Here is an 18,622-nt window from a genome sequence, read left to right as displayed (position 1 = left end):
ACGAGGGCTAAGACGAAAGGTTCAAAAACTTGGTGTATTCCGGCTTAAACAATAGCTTCACGGTTCCAGTCGGCCCATTACGGTGCTTGGTAATGATGACTTCGGCAAGACCGCGATCGGGAGTGTCGGGGTCATAGTATTCTTCCCGGTAGAGCATCATAATCAGGTCTGCATCCTGCTCGATCGCTCCAGAATTATGTGAAACGATGCCATCTGCTAACCACGATTCAGGCCCGGGTACGCTGAGGTCATAGACTATCTTTTCGCCAATAGGTTCAACTGCTACAACAGTGTCCCAAAAAAGATCTGAGTTAGCTATTTCCCGAAGAACGCGGCTTTCTAAAATGTCAGCATAGCCAGCGAGTACAGATCGTGAAGATTCTGTTTCAACAGCGGCTCTCACAAGGGTGCTGTTCTCCTCAGAGGCAGTCGTGTAGCGCATAGGCTGCCCTTTAAGATAGCTCCCATCTCCAATAAGCTGTCCAAGTAGAGCCACTCGCTGATCAGGCCATTCTTGGGAGCTGATCGGTTCGGGTAGTGAGCGAGCAACGGCAAGGCGGGTACCTGGCGCAATTTCCTTAACAGTCTTCCATCCATCTAAAGCGTAAAGTCTATGCGTGCTCGTCGCTTTGATGGTTCTACCGCTAGCTAACTGAACTTGATAAACACTTTTTTGTCCAACCTGCCAAATTAGGTCAGCTTTTGCCGTTGTTAATTTCCCTTGCGAGTTCAGGCTGATAACTTCGGGTGTTTCTCCGACTAGATCCTGAATCGGCACTCGTCGTCCGTCAGCTAAAACAACCAGCGTGTCGCCCGTGACGCATTCTCTCAGGTCTGACATCATCGGTCGTTTGTTGGTGCGGGATTCGACGCCGCGGCTGAGCTGCGAGAGGGCAATTACCGGTACGCTCAGTTCACGGGCCAGTCCTTTGAGCGATCGCGTCACTTTTGAGAGTTCCTGCACTCGGTTTTCGCTACCGCTGCCTTCCATTAGCTGTAGGTAATCCACCAAAATCAGCCCCAGCGCGCCGCCGCTTTCAGCCTGCAACCGCCGCGCCTTCGATCGCATTTCGGTCACCGAGATATTGGGCGTATCGTCAATAAAGACCGGGAGCTGAGAGAGGGAGCTAATGGCGTGGCCTAGCGGTTCCCACTCTGGCTGAGAAATTCGTCCGGCCCGCAGACGGCCACTTTCAATCTGAATTTCGCTGGACAGCAGGCGATAAACAAGCTGCGACTTCGACATCTCCAAACTGAAGATAGCCACAGGAAGCTGATGCATCCCGGCAATGTTGCGAGCAATGTTGAGAACAAAGCTAGTGTTATGCACACAGATGTCATTGGCAATGAAATTGTGGGTTTCTGGAATCGTCAGGTCATAGACCTGCTTAAGCCCCATCGGCTCGATAGAGACAATTTCATCCCAATAGACATCGCTAGTGGCGATCGCCTGTAGTTCTGAATGATCTAACGCAGTTGCCAAAGCCGCTAGGCGGTTACGAGTAGGCGCTCGTTGGCCCACATGAAGGTTACTTGTCCCCTGCAACTCAGCCCGGGTTGCTACCGATCGCCAGGATTCTGTCCCTTTAGCACTTTGTAAAGCTGCCCAGATCTCAATTGGGATTAAATCTCGGTTGGTCTGATAGCGACGGTTTTCCAAGGCTTGTTTAGCTTTGGCGATCGCATCTTCCTTCCCAAAAATGCCAATTTGATCGATAAATGTTTTAATTGACGGGCTATCGGTAATATCGAGCTGCCACGCAGAACGGCGAGAATCTTGATACTTGACTGAGCGATATTTGCGCTGAGCCAAAATGCCAAATCGCAGCAGTAAATGTTGCACCTGCTGCGCTAGTTTTTCACTGACTGAAGCAAAGCCAAGCTGCACCTGCCCGCTACTTAATACCGATATCCAGCCATCTGTAGAGAAAAGACGGTTCAGGAATAGAGCTAGCTGCGATCGCACAAGCTGAAAAACGACCGGCGGAATGCATTTCTCATGGTCAGATTTACTCCTGAGATAAGCCAGCAGCTTGACCTGATGAGTCGGAAGCTGCTGAGTGCCAAAAATGGGGAGCCGTCGAGGTATGGCAACTTTGGTGCCTATTGAGAGCTTTGCTAAAGGTTGCCAGCCCTGAATAGTGAGATAGGGATGAGTCAGCGTTGTCTCGATGGTACGACCTAGACGAGTTTTGACCCGGAAGACAGGCTTAAAACCGTCATCAACAAAGGCGTTGGGTTCGGTGATATGCAGCCGCCAGTCTGGGCCAAGCGTTAATAATTTTGCCGATCGCTCCTGATAGATAGCCTCAATTGTTTTGAGACTGCCATCGGCCAGCAAAATCTCAGCCTCGTGGCTAAGACATTTGCCCATTGACGGACGCCCCGCCGCGATAATCAAATCCGATCGCTGAAAACCCTGGGTCATGGCGTCAAGATCGTAGAAACCGCAGGCAATACCGGGAGTGGTGAGTCCCAGCGATCGCTGTTCGATATCCGAAAATGTGTCGGTGAGGATATCGCCTGTAGGGGTAAGTCCCTGCTGCGGGCGCTCTTGGGTAACGCCAAATAGCTTTTGTTCGGCCTGGTCTAGTATTGTCTCGACCGGGGAACTGGTGGCGTAGCCGAGCTGAATAATCTCGCCCCCGGTTTGGATCAGCTTGCGCCGCATGTATTTCTCCATTACCAGCGTCGCATACTGATCGATATTGGCAGCGGAGATGACGCGATCGACTAGCTGAGCTAAGCGGCTTTGTCCCCCCACTTTCTCCAGCTTGTTTTGATCCTTAAGCCACGTCGCTAGGCTCATCAGGTCGGTGGGGCGTCCCCGACTTTGTAAATCTAGGGCAGCCCGATAGATATCTCGGTGCGCCTCAATGTAGAAGGCTTCTGGCTGTAGGATCTCGGTGACGCGGCTGAGCGCTTCTGGATCTAAAAGGATACCGCCGAGGATTGCCTCTTCAGCATCAACGTTTTGCGGCGGTAGGCGATCGCTCGTCGGCTGGAAATTCAGTTCCTGAACCATAGTTTTAAATCAAAATAAGGGCGGGATGACCCCGCCCTTCACCATAGCGAACAGATGAACCCCATTGAGGGTTATTCTCAACATTTTTGAATAGCTGAGCTGTCATCCCTCTGGGTGCATTGCAAACTAACACCTCAAATATTGCTTTGCCGCTGAGATTTCTTCGTAGCGGTTTGGCAGTGCCAGTCTCCTACTGGGGCGCGACCCGCAGGTTGAGCGTCGCGGTGACTTCAGGATGCAGCTTTACTTCAACTCGGTACTCACCCAGCTTATTGATATCGGGCAGCGTGATGTTGCGGCGATCGACCTCTTTGTTGGTCATCTTTTGAATCTCTTCTGCCACTTCAGCCGCCGTCACGGTGCCGAAAATAGCCTCGCCTTCACCAGCCTGCTTTTTCACGGTAAATAGGCCGATAGTTGCCAGCGCTGTCTTGATCGACTCGGCTTCCTGCTTGATTTCGAGCTGCCGCTGCCGCTCTTGTTCCCGCCGCCGCTCTACCTGTTTCAGCACGCCAGGCGTCGTACGGACGGCCAATCCGCGAGGAATTAAGTAGTTACGCGCGTAGCCAGGGGCCACTTCCACTAAATCGCCTTCGCCGCCCAGCTTTCTTACGTCCTCATTCAGGACGACCTGTACCCGTTTCGCCATAATTTTCCACTTTTTAAAACCCAGTCTCTGATTTTATCAACCCAGCCAGGTTTTAGCAAAAGTTAAAACTGGTCTTTTTTGCCCCGCAGGCGAGCAAAGGTACGCACTGGATCTTCTATACCCACTGCCTGCTGCAAAGCGGGCTGATCCCAGCGCAAGAAAGGATTAGTTTGCTTCTCAAGTTTAAGATTTGAGGGGATAGTCGACTGCTGCTGCCGCCTTGCTGCCTTCACCTGCTGAAAGCGCTGCTGCAGGTCTTGATTTTGCCCATCTACGGTCAGAGCAAACTGGAGATTTTTCAGCGTATATTCGTGGGCACACCAAACGCGAGTAGTATCCGGCAGCGATCGCAGCTTGCCCAGTGACTCTACCATCTGGGCCGGAGTCCCTTCAAACAGCCGCCCGCAGCCACCGGCAAAGAGGGTATCACCGCAAAATAGCTCACCCCATTCCTCCCCAGCAGCCGGCGGGAAGTAGTAGGCAATGTGGCCGCGTGTGTGTCCGGGCACAAAGAAAACTTCCGCTTCACGACCGGCAAACTCAACGCGATCGCCTTCTTCTAAAAAGAATTGCTGTCCCGGAATACGCCCGCGATCTGCTGCACCGCCGTACACCGTAGCGTCAGAATACTCAGCTAATAGCTGCCGGTTGCCACCGACGTGATCGCTGTGATGATGCGTATTAAAAATAGTAGTCAGCGTAGCGTTTAGCTCAGCTAGCTGATTAAAAACAGGCGCGGCTTCAGCCGGATCAACTACCGCAGCTTGTCCTAACTGTGGAGCATAGAGAAGAAATATATAGTTATCTGATAAGGCATCAAGGCGATAAATCTGCATAGCTCAAAAGTTTAAGGCTCCACTTTCTCCAGCATAAAAGGCTTGACCGCTTTTCAACCAGTGCGATCAAGATCCGAGAAATTACGGATATGTCATAGAGTTCTTTAGGGCACACTGAGAGCCACAGTATACTGAGATTAGGTGTTTTTGCCGTCTCGAATTTACGGTTAGGCATCTTGATAAATTATGCAGATGAAGAATATGGTTCGAGAATATCCGAACAAGCATTCTGTGACGATCGCCAAGCTCGTTCAAAAGGTAATTGAGTCTCAGCGAATCAGCCGCAAAGACTACATGCAGCTCACCTCAATGATTCTGGCAATTAGCTCCATAACCTCGCTGCAGCGCAGCCACATCAATCAGGTTCTAGACGCGGTTCGGGCCGGGCAGGTGACTTTAGTCGATTAGCAAACGGCTGCCGGAGCGCAAAGCGATCGCCGCCACCAGCAGACTGTGAGGGATTAATCTCCTCTCTAGGTTTTGCCCAGATGAACTGAGGCAAAATAGAAGCAGGCCGCATAAGCTGTAAGGAACTCGCTTATCAAAACCGCGTCATCAAAGCTGTGACTAAAACTACGGTCTATTGGTTTTGCTCGCGGCTCTCTCACCCAGCTAGTTGCGGCTAACGCTGCAGTGTCGAGACGATACTCTTTTCGCATCATGGCAATGAAATCCATAATTCGCTCACAGCCTCGCTTCAAGCCTTTTTACTCCGTTTTCAAGCGCACAGGTATTGCGATCGCGGCCCTGACAACTGCTGCTCTGTTAGGTCTACCGGGTAGCTCCGCCTCTGCCGCCGATCCTTTTCGTTCCGAAAATCCCCACGATATTGGCGACCATACCGAAGCCGCCTTTTATGCGTTTTTCCGACAGGGAGACTATGTAGAAGCCCAGCAGCATTTGCTGGTGGCTGCAGAAGCCGAAGCAGGTGAACCGATGGTACAAGCCATGCTGGCATCTTTGGCTTACCTAGAAGGGGATCTCGACGAATTAGAGGCGAGAGCAGAGCAAACACAGGCGACCGCTAGCACCTTAATCGCCGCCGATCCGCTACGGGGCCACCTCTACTCTGCCGTGGGCACCTTTCTAGAAGGGGCACATTTGCTGAAAACCCAGGGGGCTGTCCGCAGTATGCCGACAGTCCTATCAATGCTGCAACAGGTTTTCAATCATCTAGATCAGGCAGAACGAATTTCGCGCACCGACCCGGAACTGAACGTCGTCAAGGGCTATATGGACTTGCTGCTAGCAGTGAATCTGCCTTTCGCCAATCCTCAACAGGCGATCGAGCGATTAGAAAGCTATGGCAATCCGCCCTATTTAACGCAGCGGGGCTTGGCTTTGGCCTATCGCGACTTAGAGCAGTACGATAAGGCCCTAACAGCCATCAACAAAGCCTTAGATGCAGCTGCCAACAATCCGGAACTACTGGGATTGCAGGGGCAAATTTATGCGCGGCTTGGTCAGCGAGAAGACAGCCTAGCTAGCTACGAAACCGCTTTGACCTATCAGGAACAGCTACCGACGCAGATCGCTCTGCAACTACAGTACGAACACTGCAAGGTGGCTGATATTCTCCCTAACTCTGAATGCTTTGCCCAGTTTGAAGCAGGCAGCTTTGAATAGCGGCTGCAACGATCCGCAGATGGTAGGGCACTAATCGCTCTAGCCGTCCAAGGCGAGAACCCCGCAGTTCACAGCTAATGTGTACTACGGGGCGTTAACCGCCTTTAGCTTCTCAGGCCGTAATACTGATATCTGCAGCGTAGCTCAGGATTTTAAGCCTAGGCCAGATGGCGTCCAGGTAACATGTCCTGAGCTGCGCCACCTTTGCTATACACAAAGCTAACCGTACTACTCAGCCATATTCGTTCAAGCGCACCGAGAATCATAGCCTAATTACTCCTGGTAATAGTCTGCTCCCTGATTCACAAACTCCAGCGTGTACGCTTGAGTATAGTCAGTGTCAGCCTCCGCAATGCCAGCTTCTACCATTGTGTCAAAGTAGGACTTCCAGCGTTCGTCGGTCATCGCGCCAATACCGTCAGTTTCTGCTTCTCCTGAGATCAAAATGCCGTATTCCTGCATCTTCTCAATGCCATAGGCAATCTGCTCATCGGTCATTTCAGGATTGGCCTGCTTGATTAGCTCGTTGCCAGGGGCCGGGTCTTCAAAATAGCTGTACCAGCCTTTGATAGAGGCTTCCACAAAGCGCCGGACTAAATCAGGATTGTCCTCCACCAGTTCCTGACGGGTTTCAATTGTGGTGGAGTAAGGATCGTAGCCATAGTCTGCCAGCAGGAAGACCACAGGTTCAAATCCGCCCTCTTTTTGGATAGCTAGCGGCTCTGAGCTGAGATAGCCCTGCTGGGCTGAGCTTTCATCAGCTAAGAACGGGCCAGGATTGAAGTTGTAGGGACGCTTCATATCCTCGGTGAAATCATACTTAGCCACTAATAGAGGCCAGTAGGTGGTGTTTGCAGAAGCCGAAATGAAGATAGGCCGCCCCTTGAGATCTTCTAGCGTTTCAACTCCCTGATCCGGATGAGCTAGCAGGACTTGTGGATCTTTCTGGAAGATGGCGGCAACCGTCACTTTGGGAATGCCTTCCTGCACGGCAGTGATGGCGTCTGCCCCAAAACCCATGAAGAAGTCAACAGCGCCGCCCATTAGGAGCTGAGTGCCGTTTACCTGAGGGCCGCCCATTTTGATGGTGACGTCTAGGCCATAATCTTCATAAATGCCTGTTGCCACAGCCTGATAGAAGCCGCCGTGTTCCGCCTGAGCATACCAGTTCGTGCCAAACGCAACGGGTGTCAGTTCGGTATTCGCTTCAGTAGACCCAGGCGCGCTGGTTTCATCGGCCTCTGTCTGGCTGCCGTTTGTACAAGCAGCTAGCAGGCTGGCCCCCACTGCTAGAGAACCATAGCGAATAAAGCGACGGCGAGTAACGGCCTGTAAATAAGTAGAGTGATTATGCCAGTTCATATGATTCCTACTTTTAATATCCACATGTGCTGTTTGAGTCGATAGTTAGTCCTACGGGCTAGCCTATTTGCGGACATGCTCAACCCACTTAATGACTTGCTGACCTAAACGGACATTATCAAGGCGATCAATTTCTCTAATTCCGGTCGGACTGGTCACGTTGACCTCAGTTAAGTAGCCACCTATCACGTCAATTCCCACAAAGATTAACCCGTCCCGCTGTAGCGTAGGGGCAAGTAAGCTACAGATTTCTCGTTCGCGATCGCTAATCGATGCCTGGGCAATGCGTCCGCCAACCGCCATATTGCCCCGAAACTCGCTTCCCGTCGGAATTCGGTTCACTGCGCCTAGCGGTTCTCCATTGAGCAAAATAATGCGCTTATCGCCCTCTTTCGCCGCTGGCAGATAAGTCTGCACCATAACCGGGCTGCGTCCCTGCTGGGTGCTGATCTCAATCATCGAGTTAAAATTGCGATCGCCCGCTTCCAGAAACAAAATGCCTTCCCCCGCCTTGCCGCCTAGCGGCTTCAGCACGCCTGCTCCGCCCCAGCGCTCAACGGCGGCTCGAATGACAGGCTTATCCTGGCTGACGATGGTGTCAGGAATAGCGTCAGTGAACTGCAGGGCATACATCTTTTCATTAGCCGCTCTCAGCCCTTGCGGTGAATTGACCACTAGAGTCTTAGCAGGATCCACATAGTCCAAGATGTAGGTGGCATAGAGATAGGGAATCGTGACCGGCGGATCGGTGCGCATGAACACTGCATCCATTTCCTCTAGCTGCAATAATACCGATTTGCCCAAAGTAAACCAAACCTCTGCAGCTACCCAGCGTCCATCCTGGAGTTCGACAGATACCAGCTCAATAGGCTGTAAGAAGGCCCAAGCTTTGCCGTCAGCCACGCTAAGGTGACTGGCCTGAGTGATCCAAACCTCATGGCCGAGCTGCTGAGCTGCTTCCATTAGGGCAATGCTGCTGTCATGACAGGGATCTAGACCCTCAACGGAATCAATGATGAACGCAAATTTCACAAGAAAATTCCTACTACGCTAGCTAGATCTTTATCACGTTCAATCCTGGAATGGGAGACTCTGACTAATGCTGACGAGTAAAGGCAGCAATTTGTGCAGGGATGTCTACCTAAAGCAGGATTAAGCTGAAGCAGATATCTCGTTAACTTTTATAACAGATGCAAATTAATTTTTGTTAAGTTGGCGATCGCTAAACCAAGCGTAAAAGCGATCGCCCTGGGCCTGCCGCAAGTGCCGATTTTTTGCAGCAGGGCCAAGAACTATAGCTAGAAATGGAGAAAATCATATGGTAATGGCAGGAATCGATCCGCAAATCCAACAGGCGCTAGATCAGTACAAGCGGCTGACGCCTGACGAGCAGCTTGCTCTGCTGTGGTACGTGTACGAAGAGATGGGTGAGGCCGTCACCCCAGCAGCCCCTGGCGCTGCTTCTGAGGGCATTGCCGAAGGTCTGTTTGCTCAGGTCAAGGCGCTGAGCTTTGACGAACAGCTTGAGGCCATGCGGGCGATGCTTAATCCTCAAGATACTCAGCTCAGCCGTGAGTACGGTGCTTTGAGCCGAGACACTAAGCTCGCTTTCTGGTATCGCCTAGCTCAAGGCATGTCAAACGGCACCATCGTCCCTATGCCTGAAAACTACGCTAAGCCTGAAGCCGCCAACAAGGTACTGCTACAGCTAGTTACCTTCAGTTTTGAGCAGCAAATTACGTTCCTGCGGGAGGGTGTAGCACCCACTGGCGCGGAACCTAAGAGCGGCGCTGCCGTATAACTTTTAGCCAACACTAAGGCAATTTAAAGGCGATCGCGTCAAAGCGATCGCCTTTGATATTTGACTCCTATTTACGTAGGTGAGTCCGGCAGGCGACAAAACTTCCGCACTCGATCAAATTCAGGATCTTGCCACGAAAAAGCAAAGTGGCTGACCGAGTTGACACGCGGCACCGCTCTTTGAATTGCCTGCATCTGCTCTTCTAAGGCTGGGCGATTGCCAAATGACTGTCCCCACGAACCCGCGATTGTCGGCTTCACCAGATTCTCTGCGCCTGGGCCTGCCTGAGCCACGACTTCTTTAATTTCATCCACAATACAGCTAGTATTGCCGCAGACGCCGTAGGCCATCGGATGCCAGCCCATCCAGGTCGGAAAGCGGTTCCAATGCTGCAGCCGCGAATCGTAACCCTGACCGCCAACGGTTCGGTTGCCCCCCGGAAAGAAGACAGCCCCTACTGGAATGCCTTCTCGCTGCACGGGCTGGGCCACCTGCTCTAGAAAATCTACTACACCTTGCACAGCATGGGCTACGCTCAGCAGCCAAAGCTCTTGCTGCAGGCGAGGGCGCTGTGTCGCTGCCGGTATAGGAGTTCCGGCTGTTCGAGGGGGAACCCGGCTTTGCCACATCGGCTCACCCTCGTCTGGATATAGACGATTAATGTCTTCAATATCGGCATCTGTTAGGTAGCCTCGGCGGAGATAGCGCCGAATTAGCTCCAGCCCCTTGCTGTTGAGTGCCCGCCGATAAAGCGCCTGCTGAGCCGAGTTGCTGAAAATCCACAGGTCATTTACATCATCTGCAACTGAGTCTGTGCCTGTGCCACGAGGATAGCGAATATAGTCAAACAGCATACCGTCTGGATCTCGCTGCACGATGGCCTGCGTCAGCCGACGAAAATCCTGCTGAGCCAGAGGACTATAGGGGTCAACAAACACTTCCTCTGGGTTGCTGGAAGCCCCGCGAGCCGCGAAGGAACGGGCATCTTCTCCCAACCCATTGCGAGCAATTACCTGCTGCCGGTCGGGGCGCTGAGCATAAGAGTAGCCAAAGTTGAGGGTAAACATCCAAGCAGACACTTCTAGCCCGCGCTGATGTCCCTTCTCGATCGCTTCTGCGAGTAGATCTCGTTGTTCGTATCCCGGCGTCTGCACCAGTGAGGGCCATACGGTTGGATTGTCTGCCGCAGGCAACATGACCTGCCCGCCATAAAACACCTCTAAATAGACGTGGTTGTAGCCTAAATTAACGATGCGATCGAGCACAGCTTCCAGTACACCCGGCTGTAAATCACAGGGATATAGCCGAATCCAGGTCGCCTGCTGCTGAGGCCAGGTTCGATTACGGCAGTTCCGCATCTGGTTAGCATGTTGCTGCACCAGTGATTCGTACTGCTGCCGGGCTGCTTCGTCTCCCTCAACCAAAGCCTGGCGCAAATTTTCCTTGCGCGTTACTTCTGCCTGACTTAGGTGGCAATAGCTATTGAGTTGAGCCTTGGCTGGCAAACTGTTGACGACAATACTTAATAACCCGCCTAAAAGCGCCGCAGATAAGCTGCTGACCACTTGAAGCTGTCTTCTTCGAAAACCAGTCATTATTTCCTCAATCTCTGATGCGTTCCGACGAACACTGCTGCCTGAAACTACTCAAGCTATTTCTACTTTGCTGAGGCTTCAAGCGACAAGGCTTGTCTCAAAAAAATAATCTAGCTGCTCCCCTGTTGTTTACAGTGCCCTCAATCTAATGAAGGCTGATCGATAGGCTGTGAAGCTTCAAAAGATTCCAGCCGCTGGCATAGCGCCTTTAACTTCATCCGCTGAATATAGGGCCACCCTCCGGAGCCTTCGATATCTCGTAACAAGTTGTAAAGTTTTTGGCGATTATTCGGTAGCGCTTCACTGAATAGGGAATCGCGAATGTCTTGGTGCAGTCTTTCTAACAGTCGCAAAAGTGACAGTAAAGCAATGCAGTCTTCCTGACGCTGTTCGGCTGCCTGCTGAATCTGCTGAGCTAGCGTTTGTAAATCTTCAGCAAGGATCTCCGACTGAATTAACCTGCGATCACTCATTATGATGGCACTAGTGCATTTTGTTAGACTACTTTACCCGGTACGGCTCCAATCCGCCTCACTTTTTCTTTTTTGCAATCAGTAAGTCAGTATAGGTGTAGTCGTCCGAAATGCCTAGAAACTGCTTTATCAAAAATGTTGGAGGAAGTCTAGAAAGTTGTCAAAATGTAAATCAATTTCATTTTGGTTGACTTCAAGATTGAGGAATAAAACGCAGCAAGGCCATGTAGAATGCTTTATTGAGGCTTGGTCTAGCTTGCAGTAATTCTGAGAGATGCCGTCAAACTGAGCAGGTTTGATGCTGCGCTCTACCCAAAACGGGCTTAATGTCAAAGCGAAATCGCCTAGCAGCTAATGCTGAAGTAATCGACAAGCTGTTTTATAGTTACACTGCTGAGCAACTGAAGCCAAATCTATTAAAAGTTGTCTACTGACAAAGACTTTATATAACCGAGGTTGATTATGAGGTATCGCGCCCTTATTGTTGCATTTCTGGCACTGTGTCTAAGTGTCATAACTGCTTGCAGCGAGGCTCCTACAGCGACTAGCGATGTGCCGCTAACCTATGACGAAATTAGAAACACTGGGTTGGCTAACAAGTGTCCCCAGTTGAAAGAGACAACTCGTGGCTCTATTGATTTGGAGTCGGGTACTTATCGCATGGCTGGCTTGTGTCTCGAACCCACTTCTTACTTTGTTAAAGAAGAGCCTACGAGCAAGCGTCAAGAAGCCGAGTTTGTTCCGGGCAAACCACTTACCCGTTACACTTCAAGCCTAGACCAAGTTTACGGCGATCTCACCCCTGAAGCCGACGGCAGCTTTACCTTTTACGAGAAAGGCGGAATTGATTTCCAGGCCATTACGGTACAGCTACCGGGGGGTGAACAAATTCCTTTCCTGTTTACGCTCAAGGGCCTAGTCGCTCATTCCCAACCTGGATTGAACACCATCAATACCTCGACCGACTTTGAGGGTAGCTATCGGGTCCCTTCTTATCGGACTTCCAACTTCCTCGATCCCAAAGGCCGAGGTTTGGCAACCGGCTATGATACAGCAGTTGCATTACCGGCTCGTGGCGATAGCGAAGAGCTAATCCGAGAAAATACGAAAGCTTTTGACATCGGCGAAGGGGAAATCTCGCTCCAAGTCGCTAAGGTAGATAGCTATACGGGCGAGATTGCCGGGACGTTCGAGGCGGTTCAGCCTTCCGATACCGACATGGGAACAGCGGCTCCTGATGAAGTGAAAGTTCAGGGCGTCTTTTATGGTCGGGTTGAGCCAGCTGAAGCTTAAGCAATAGCGCTGATAGCCAACTCAAAGCCAATTAACTCTATGAAAGCGGGGGAAGTTTAGCGACTTTTCCCGCTTTTGCATAAGCTACGCGGCTAGAGAAGTAAGAGATAATATCTTGGAGAGGTATTGCTAGATCCGCAATAACGCTGTTGCTGCCGCTAGGTTAGAATCGTAGGCTAAATAGGTCTGACAAATTAGCTTTTATCTGTGCTTTTCTAGGACTGCCCTGGCCGCAAGCTTGGTTGCTCAGGTACTAGAGAGGCGTTTAAAGTTGCTGATTCTGTTGCCCACTTCTAGCGAGCTAGCTCAATCTGAATCTGGGTGTCATCTCAACCCCTTCCTGAAATCGTTATGCCTATCACTCAAAACACGCAGAATCTAAAGGGAGAAACCCTTGAGTTGTTGCAGGCTTACCAGCGATCGCCATCGCCTCATCTGCGCAACCAGTTGGTCAATCTTAATATTGGCTTGGTTCGCCGCGAAGCTCACCACTGGTTAAGGCACTCAAACGAGTCTTTTGAAGATTTGATGCAGGTGGGCAGTTTAGGCTTAATTCGGGCCATTGAGCGGTTCGATATTATCAAAGGCTATGCGTTTAGCTCATTTGCAATTCCCTATATTCGCGGTGAGATCCAGCACTACCTGCGCGATCGCGGCTGTTCAATGCGCATTCCTCGGCGTTTACAAACGCTGCAGCACCAGTCGGCTAAAGTCATTCGGCATTTACAAGCCACCCTCAAACGCTTTCCGACTGATGCCGAGGTCGCAGCCGCTTTAGAAATTTCTATCGAAGAATGGCAGCAGGTGAAGCTGGCTAGCCGTAACCGAGCTTTAATCAGCCTGGATGCTCCGCTCCATGACGACAACGCGGGTTCTTCTTCCCTAGGCGAGCTGCTGCCTGATCCTAAATACCGCAGCTTTCAACTGGCTCAAGAAGATCGCATTCGCCTGCAGCAGGCATTGACCAAACTAGAAGAACGGACACGCGAAGTTTTAGAATTTGTCTTTCTGAAGGATTTAACCCAAAAAGAAACGGCTGAACAGCTTGGCATCAGCGCCGTGACGGTTTCGCGGCGGGTTAAGAAAGGTCTTAAATCGCTGCGTCAGCTGATGACAGGCAATGAAATAGACGAAGACGAATAGCCCATAGCCAAATTGCGCAACAAACTTGTCGCGATTGAGCCAAGATAGGTTATCTTTGAGGGGTTGAGGGGTATTGCCCCTAATAAATATTACTACGGGTTAGATATGGGGAGGAATTTAGCGATGCGTCGCCTTCTCAGTGGAGCATTAGTTGGAATCGGGTTGCTGTCTATTTCAGGCTGCGGCTTCGTCAATAACTTACTGGGTCGCAATCCGGAACCTGCCGAGGAGGAACTAACCTCCTTGGATGGGGTGCCGATTCAAACGGCAGAGGACTCGGCAGAAAACGAAGAATTTGCTGAACCTATTGTACCCGCTGGTCCTAGTGCAGCGGCGATCGCCAGCGCCGAACTGATTCAGTCCACGGATCCAGAAGAACGGGCAAATCAGATTCTCAAAAATCGTAATGATCCCTTTGCCACCGTTCCAATCCCCCCCCCTCCCCAGGTAATTCCACCACCCCAGCAGACGCCTACTAGCGCTCCTAACAACACAGGAGGGCGAACTCGTCCACCGTCTCCAGGTGGCCTGCCACCTACGGCCCAGCGACCCAGTGGCCCATCTGGTTCTCGTCAAGGCGCAGGTGGATCTGGAACCAACGTTTCTAGTAACAACAATGCGGGACGCGGCACTGCTGGCGGTGGTACTTCAACCGCTGCTGCTGGTTCTCAGCAGCCTACGCCAAAGCCTTCACCGATTGAACCCCTGCCAGAACTGCCTACGCCGGAGTTAGCCACCGAGGTTCAAATTACCGGCGTTGTGCAGATCGGCAATAAGGCTCACGCCATTGTGAAAGCTCCTGGAGAAGCCACTAGCCGCTATGTTAGTGCTGGTCAGCGCCTCTCAAACGGTCGTGTCTTAGTTAAGCGGATTGAGGTGCGCGAAGGGATTGAACCGCGCGTCATCCTAGAGGAAAATGGGATCGAAGTAGCCGTGACGGTGGGCAATTCGACTGGTGGTGATTCGAGCGAGCAGGCATCTCTGCCAGCCCCTTCTACGCTGCCGCTCTAGACTTAGCTGAAAATTTTGTTAGGCAACTTTCTGACCGATTCGATCAGAAAGTTGCCTTAATTTTTATTGAGTAAGCAGGGGGCGTTGAGAGAGTCATTTGCGGCAGCGAAGCTGCTACTCCGGCAACAAAACTTAAACGTTTAGGGCTATCGATTGCAGCCACCAAAATAGTACGCTGTTGAACAAGTCTTTGACTCGCTATTAATCAATAATATTGGGTTTTCAAGAAGAGGAATAATTCGATGGTTCAACGTGGTTCTAAAGTTCGGATCTTGCGCAAAGAGTCTTACTGGTACCAAGAACTCGGCAATGTGGCTTCGGTTGATACAAGCGGTATCCGCTATCCGGTTGTAGTCCGCTTCGACAAGGTGAACTACTCAGGAATTAATACTAATAATTTCGCTGAAGATGAGTTAGAAGAAGTTTCAGCGCCTAAGAGCAAGAAAAAGTAGGCTACCTAAAACGGGCTAGATTTTGCCATAACCCGTTTAACCCAGTAGCAAACTGACTAAGTGGTTAACTAAAGTGCCTGAGCTACCTGAAGTAGAAACTGTTCGTCGAGGACTCAATCAGGTTACGCTCAATCAGCCAATTAAGGGTGGGGAAGTGTGCCTAGCTCGCACAGTTGCCTACCCTTTTGATTTCGATACGTTTTTATCAGGGTTACTTAACCAGTCTGTTGTCCAGTGGCACCGCCGGGGTAAATATCTGCTAGGAGAGCTGCAGGCTGACGCTAAGCCAGGTGGGTGGTTGGGCGTTCATCTCCGCATGACAGGGCAGCTACTCTGGCTGTCAAGACAAACGCCGCTGGAGTCTCACTGCCGGATCAGACTGTTTTTTGCGGGCGACCATGAGCTGAGATTTGTCGATCAGCGCACCTTTGGCCGGATGTGGTGGGTCCCCCCTGACCAAGCGCTCGAACTCGTCATACCGGGCCTGGCTAAATTAGGGCCTGAGCCTTTTAGCGACGAATTTTCGGTAGCGTATCTCCAGTCTGTCTTAGGCAAACGCCAGCGCCCGATTAAAAACGCCCTCCTAGATCAGGCCCTCATTGCGGGGGTTGGCAACATTTATGCGGATGAAGCCTTGTTCTTGAGTCAGATTCATCCAGAAACGCTCTGTAATCGCCTAGACAGCCAGCAGATTCAGCATCTACACAGTGCCCTACAAAAAGTATTAGCAGCCAGCATCAGCGTCGGTGGCACTACGTTCAGCGCCTTTCGTAGCGTGCAAGGAATCAACGGTAACTACGGCGGGGAAGCCTGGGTTTATAACCGTAAAGGACAGCCCTGCCGGGTTTGCGGGACTGCGATTGAGCGCCTCAAACTCGCAGGCCGCTCCGCCCACTACTGCCCTACCTGCCAGGGCTGAGCATATTTCTGGTGGCTTAAATTCTCGCGGCTACAGCGCACGCTGCACAACGTCAAGATCGATTGCTCTAGGTTTAGAAAAAGTTCTCAAGAAAGAAAAATGCCTGACGCCGTAAGGGCGCTAGCGCTCTTAACAATTTGTTACTATTCTTAAATTGGAGACAAATAAAATCTATAGATAGATAGATCTTGATGGCATTTTTTAATTTCGCTGAACCGATTCTGCGCCGCAAACAGCACAACTTAGACATTCAAGACCTCTGTGGTCTCTTACGTATTCACTGGCAACTGGGCGATCGCACGCTGCTTTCTAATCTCTACACCCGCATCGATCAGGTGTTTATCGTCTGGGGCTGGATTACCGCCATTATTTTTGCAGTGGCCCAATTTACGCTGATCAGCTGGACGGATCAGGCTATTGCCTGGTCGATGCTGACCCTAGTGGGTACGGTAGCCATGACTCGCTTGGCCTGGTTTTGGGTCAAGGTCGAAAGGCTGCGCTGGCTAATCTACGGTTGGGCCGGGCTGATGCTGGGCGGTGTGCTAGTGACGGATTACGGCATTTTCGCTCCTTGCGGCTGGGTGCTGATGCACCTTTGCGCGCTTTGGCTAGGACTTACCGCAGCGGGCTACCTAATGATGGGCATCGGGATGCGATCGCGCACGTTTCTGCTGACGGCCTTGATTCATCTCCTTAGCCTGCCGCTGCTCTCAGCCGTACCCCAGTGGCAGTTTTTAATCACTGGCGGCGTGATGGCGGGCTGCCTGATGCTGCTGTCTGAGGTGCAGTGGGACATGCGATCGCCAGTTGAGTCGCAGGTACTCTCGGCTGAGGAACGAGCTTTTAACCGGGAGCAGCAGCGGCTGCGGCAGTGGGTGAGCTAGGCGTCAGAGATGGAGAAGAGAGAGAAGAGGGGAGAGGGGAGAGGGCTGGCCGTGAGCAAAGTTGAACGGGGAGATAGGGAAGCGTTTTTGCTTTTTAGCGATTAGCGCTTTATCTGCCGACTTGGGGCCGGGTGAGTGGAACTGGGAACAGCGATCGCATGGCGGCCTGACGCTCTTCTGGGCGTTCGCCGGCGGCCTGCCAGAGGGTGTCGTAGAAGAAGAAGGAGACACCGGCATAGTCGGCCTGGCGGACGGCGGCTACCTGCTGCTGAATGAGCTGACTGGAGACGGGAGCGTCTTTGAGTCCAGTGAGGATACCGATGGCGGTGGGGATGTGATGTTTAGCCCGCTGCATTAGAGGATTTTGCAGGGTGGCCCTGAAGCTGCTGAGGTTGTCCCGATACACCTGAACGATTAGCTCCTCAATATAGCCAGCCCGTTCCCAGCGGGGCCAGTCTTGCAAAAAGTGATTGTAGGCAAACCGGGCCGGATTGGGCGAAACCGAAACAACTGACTGGGGCCGATAGGCTTTGACGACGTGGAACACCCGTTCCATGAAATCGGTGATTTTGTTGGCCCGCCACTGCATCCATTCGGCATCGTAGGGGTTGGGCGGCGGCAGGCGACCTCCGTGTTCCTGCCGGTAGAGCTGCTGGGTGTAGGGATCGTAGCCAAACTCCACCGGCAGTCCTAGATGATCATCAAGCTGGAGTCCGTCTACCGGATAGTTCGCCATCAGCTCAGCAATGATTTCCAGCAAAAACTGCTGGGCTTGGGGATGAAACGGATTGAGCCAGACGCGGCTGTGGCGGCCTTCTTGATAGTAGCGAGCGGCAGGTAGCGCCCCCTGACGCTGGGTGAGCCAGTCGGGATGGCGGGCGGCCAGTTCTGAGTTGGCCGGCGCCATGAAGCTAAACTCAAACCAGGGAATTACGCTGATATCTCGCTGGTGGGCCATATCGACTAGCTCTAGCAGCATATCGCGATCGCCCTGGGCTGCTTCCAACGCTTCATTGCGGCCTACCGCCTCTAAGTCGGGATAGAGTCCTTGCTTGTAGCCAATTTCCTGAGTGGCAACAGCGCTGGGAAATAGGGTGTATCCCCAGCTCCACACCGTCGGATAGACCGTATTGATATGGGCGGCTGCTAGCCGATCAAGAGCCGACGCTAGGGCTGGCTGAGAAAACAGCACGTTGCTGTCTACGTTGGTTAGCCAAACCCCGCGAATTTCCTGGTTGGGATAGGCGGCTGCCGCCCGTTCGGGAACTGCCCACTGTCCCCAAAGGGTTAACAAGGCGGCTAGAACCGCTAGCAGTAGCCTGCGCCGTAGAAGTCTCATTGCCATTCACCATGAACTCACTTCTAGGCATTAGACCTTATCGGAAATTGAACCGATAGGATGATTAGTGTCAGGAGCATCGACCCGAGACATTCAATGAAAGTGACCTATGCCGAGTTACGGACAAAACCTCGAATCCTATGCAGTTTAACTGGCTTGAGGATGTCAGAGTTTGAGGCGTTGTTACCCAGCTTTGGGACGGCTTGGCAGAGCT

General features: G+C 51.8%; 17 protein-coding genes. 9 read left to right on the top strand and 8 right to left on the bottom strand.

Annotation, left to right across the window (positions count from 1 at the left end):
* Positions 1-7: 7 nt before the first annotated feature.
* The 3 genes from dnaB to gloB form a co-directional block, all read right to left on the bottom strand.
* Complete coding sequence (gene dnaB / locus QJQ48_RS24720) at positions 8-3,025, bottom strand: replicative DNA helicase (RefSeq protein ID WP_346293921.1); 3,018 nt, start codon at positions 3,023-3,025, stop codon at positions 8-10.
* 190 nt (positions 3,026-3,215) lie between these two features.
* Positions 3,216-3,674 (bottom strand): 50S ribosomal protein L9, encoded by a 459-nt coding sequence (rplI, locus tag QJQ48_RS24715; RefSeq protein ID WP_346293920.1) that lies wholly within the window; start codon positions 3,672-3,674, stop codon positions 3,216-3,218.
* 62 nt (positions 3,675-3,736) lie between these two features.
* Positions 3,737-4,510 (bottom strand): hydroxyacylglutathione hydrolase, encoded by a 774-nt coding sequence (gloB, locus tag QJQ48_RS24710; protein ID WP_346293919.1) that lies wholly within the window; start codon positions 4,508-4,510, stop codon positions 3,737-3,739.
* A 201-nt stretch (positions 4,511-4,711) separates the two neighbouring features.
* Between gloB and QJQ48_RS24705 the strand changes: the two genes are divergently transcribed.
* Both QJQ48_RS24705 and QJQ48_RS24700 read left to right on the top strand, forming a co-directional pair.
* On the top strand, positions 4,712-4,918 hold the full coding sequence (locus QJQ48_RS24705) for a hypothetical protein (RefSeq protein WP_346293918.1): 207 nt from the start codon (positions 4,712-4,714) through the stop codon (positions 4,916-4,918).
* A 252-nt stretch (positions 4,919-5,170) separates the two neighbouring features.
* Positions 5,171-6,136 (top strand): Sll0314/Alr1548 family TPR repeat-containing protein, encoded by a 966-nt coding sequence (locus QJQ48_RS24700; RefSeq protein WP_346293917.1) that lies wholly within the window; start codon positions 5,171-5,173, stop codon positions 6,134-6,136.
* Positions 6,137-6,409: 273 nt separating this feature from the next.
* Here the strand turns inward: QJQ48_RS24700 and QJQ48_RS24695 are convergent, their stop codons facing one another.
* The gene (locus QJQ48_RS24695) at positions 6,410-7,498 is read right to left on the bottom strand and encodes an ABC transporter substrate-binding protein (RefSeq protein WP_346293916.1); all 1,089 of its coding nucleotides are present in this window, start codon (positions 7,496-7,498) and stop codon (positions 6,410-6,412) included.
* A gap of 63 nt (positions 7,499-7,561) precedes the next feature.
* Positions 7,562-8,530, bottom strand: a complete 969-nt coding sequence (gene gshB, locus QJQ48_RS24690; protein WP_346293915.1) for a glutathione synthase — start codon at positions 8,528-8,530, stop codon at positions 7,562-7,564.
* Positions 8,531-8,816: 286 nt separating this feature from the next.
* Between gshB and QJQ48_RS24685 the strand changes: the two genes are divergently transcribed.
* Positions 8,817-9,299 (top strand): orange carotenoid protein N-terminal domain-containing protein, encoded by a 483-nt coding sequence (locus tag QJQ48_RS24685; protein WP_346293914.1) that lies wholly within the window; start codon positions 8,817-8,819, stop codon positions 9,297-9,299.
* A 71-nt stretch (positions 9,300-9,370) separates the two neighbouring features.
* On the opposite strand, the gene QJQ48_RS24680 is transcribed toward QJQ48_RS24685, so the two are convergent.
* Positions 9,371-10,894 carry a family 10 glycosylhydrolase gene (locus tag QJQ48_RS24680; protein ID WP_346293913.1) on the bottom strand — a complete coding sequence of 508 codons (1,524 nt, stop codon included), beginning with the start codon at positions 10,892-10,894 and terminating at the stop codon, positions 9,371-9,373.
* 140 nt (positions 10,895-11,034) lie between these two features.
* Entirely contained in the window at positions 11,035-11,367 is a 333-nt protein-coding gene (locus tag QJQ48_RS24675; protein WP_346293912.1) for a hypothetical protein, read from the bottom strand.
* A gap of 462 nt (positions 11,368-11,829) precedes the next feature.
* Here QJQ48_RS24675 and psbO point away from each other — a divergent pair, with 462 nt between their 5' ends.
* From psbO to QJQ48_RS24645, 6 genes are all read left to right on the top strand, one after another.
* Positions 11,830-12,660, top strand: coding sequence for a photosystem II manganese-stabilizing polypeptide (gene psbO / locus QJQ48_RS24670; RefSeq protein ID WP_346293911.1), 831 nt, complete (start codon positions 11,830-11,832; stop codon positions 12,658-12,660).
* Between the two features lie 351 nt (positions 12,661-13,011).
* Positions 13,012-13,803, top strand: a complete 792-nt coding sequence (locus QJQ48_RS24665) for an RNA polymerase sigma factor SigF (RefSeq protein WP_346293910.1) — start codon at positions 13,012-13,014, stop codon at positions 13,801-13,803.
* A gap of 123 nt (positions 13,804-13,926) precedes the next feature.
* On the top strand, positions 13,927-14,814 hold the full coding sequence (locus QJQ48_RS24660; RefSeq protein WP_346293909.1) for a hypothetical protein: 888 nt from the start codon (positions 13,927-13,929) through the stop codon (positions 14,812-14,814).
* Between the two features lie 242 nt (positions 14,815-15,056).
* Entirely contained in the window at positions 15,057-15,266 is a 210-nt protein-coding gene (locus QJQ48_RS24655) for a photosystem I reaction center subunit IV (protein ID WP_346293908.1), read from the top strand.
* Positions 15,267-15,339: 73 nt separating this feature from the next.
* Positions 15,340-16,185, top strand: a complete 846-nt coding sequence (locus QJQ48_RS24650) for a DNA-formamidopyrimidine glycosylase (protein ID WP_346293907.1) — start codon at positions 15,340-15,342, stop codon at positions 16,183-16,185.
* Positions 16,186-16,376: 191 nt separating this feature from the next.
* On the top strand, positions 16,377-17,069 hold the full coding sequence (locus tag QJQ48_RS24645; RefSeq protein WP_346293906.1) for a hypothetical protein: 693 nt from the start codon (positions 16,377-16,379) through the stop codon (positions 17,067-17,069).
* 109 nt (positions 17,070-17,178) lie between these two features.
* Here the strand turns inward: QJQ48_RS24645 and QJQ48_RS24640 are convergent, their stop codons facing one another.
* Positions 17,179-18,414, bottom strand: coding sequence for a glycoside hydrolase family 10-like protein (locus QJQ48_RS24640; RefSeq protein WP_346293905.1), 1,236 nt, complete (start codon positions 18,412-18,414; stop codon positions 17,179-17,181).
* Positions 18,415-18,622: the final 208 nt, after the last annotated feature.

This window comes from Sphaerothrix gracilis Ecp01, assembly GCF_030405905.1.
Lineage (GTDB): Bacteria > Cyanobacteriota > Cyanobacteriia > Phormidesmidales > Phormidesmidaceae > Sphaerothrix > Sphaerothrix gracilis.
Note: the sequence above shows the minus strand (reverse complement) of the source record. Positions and strands in the feature narration are given on the sequence as shown.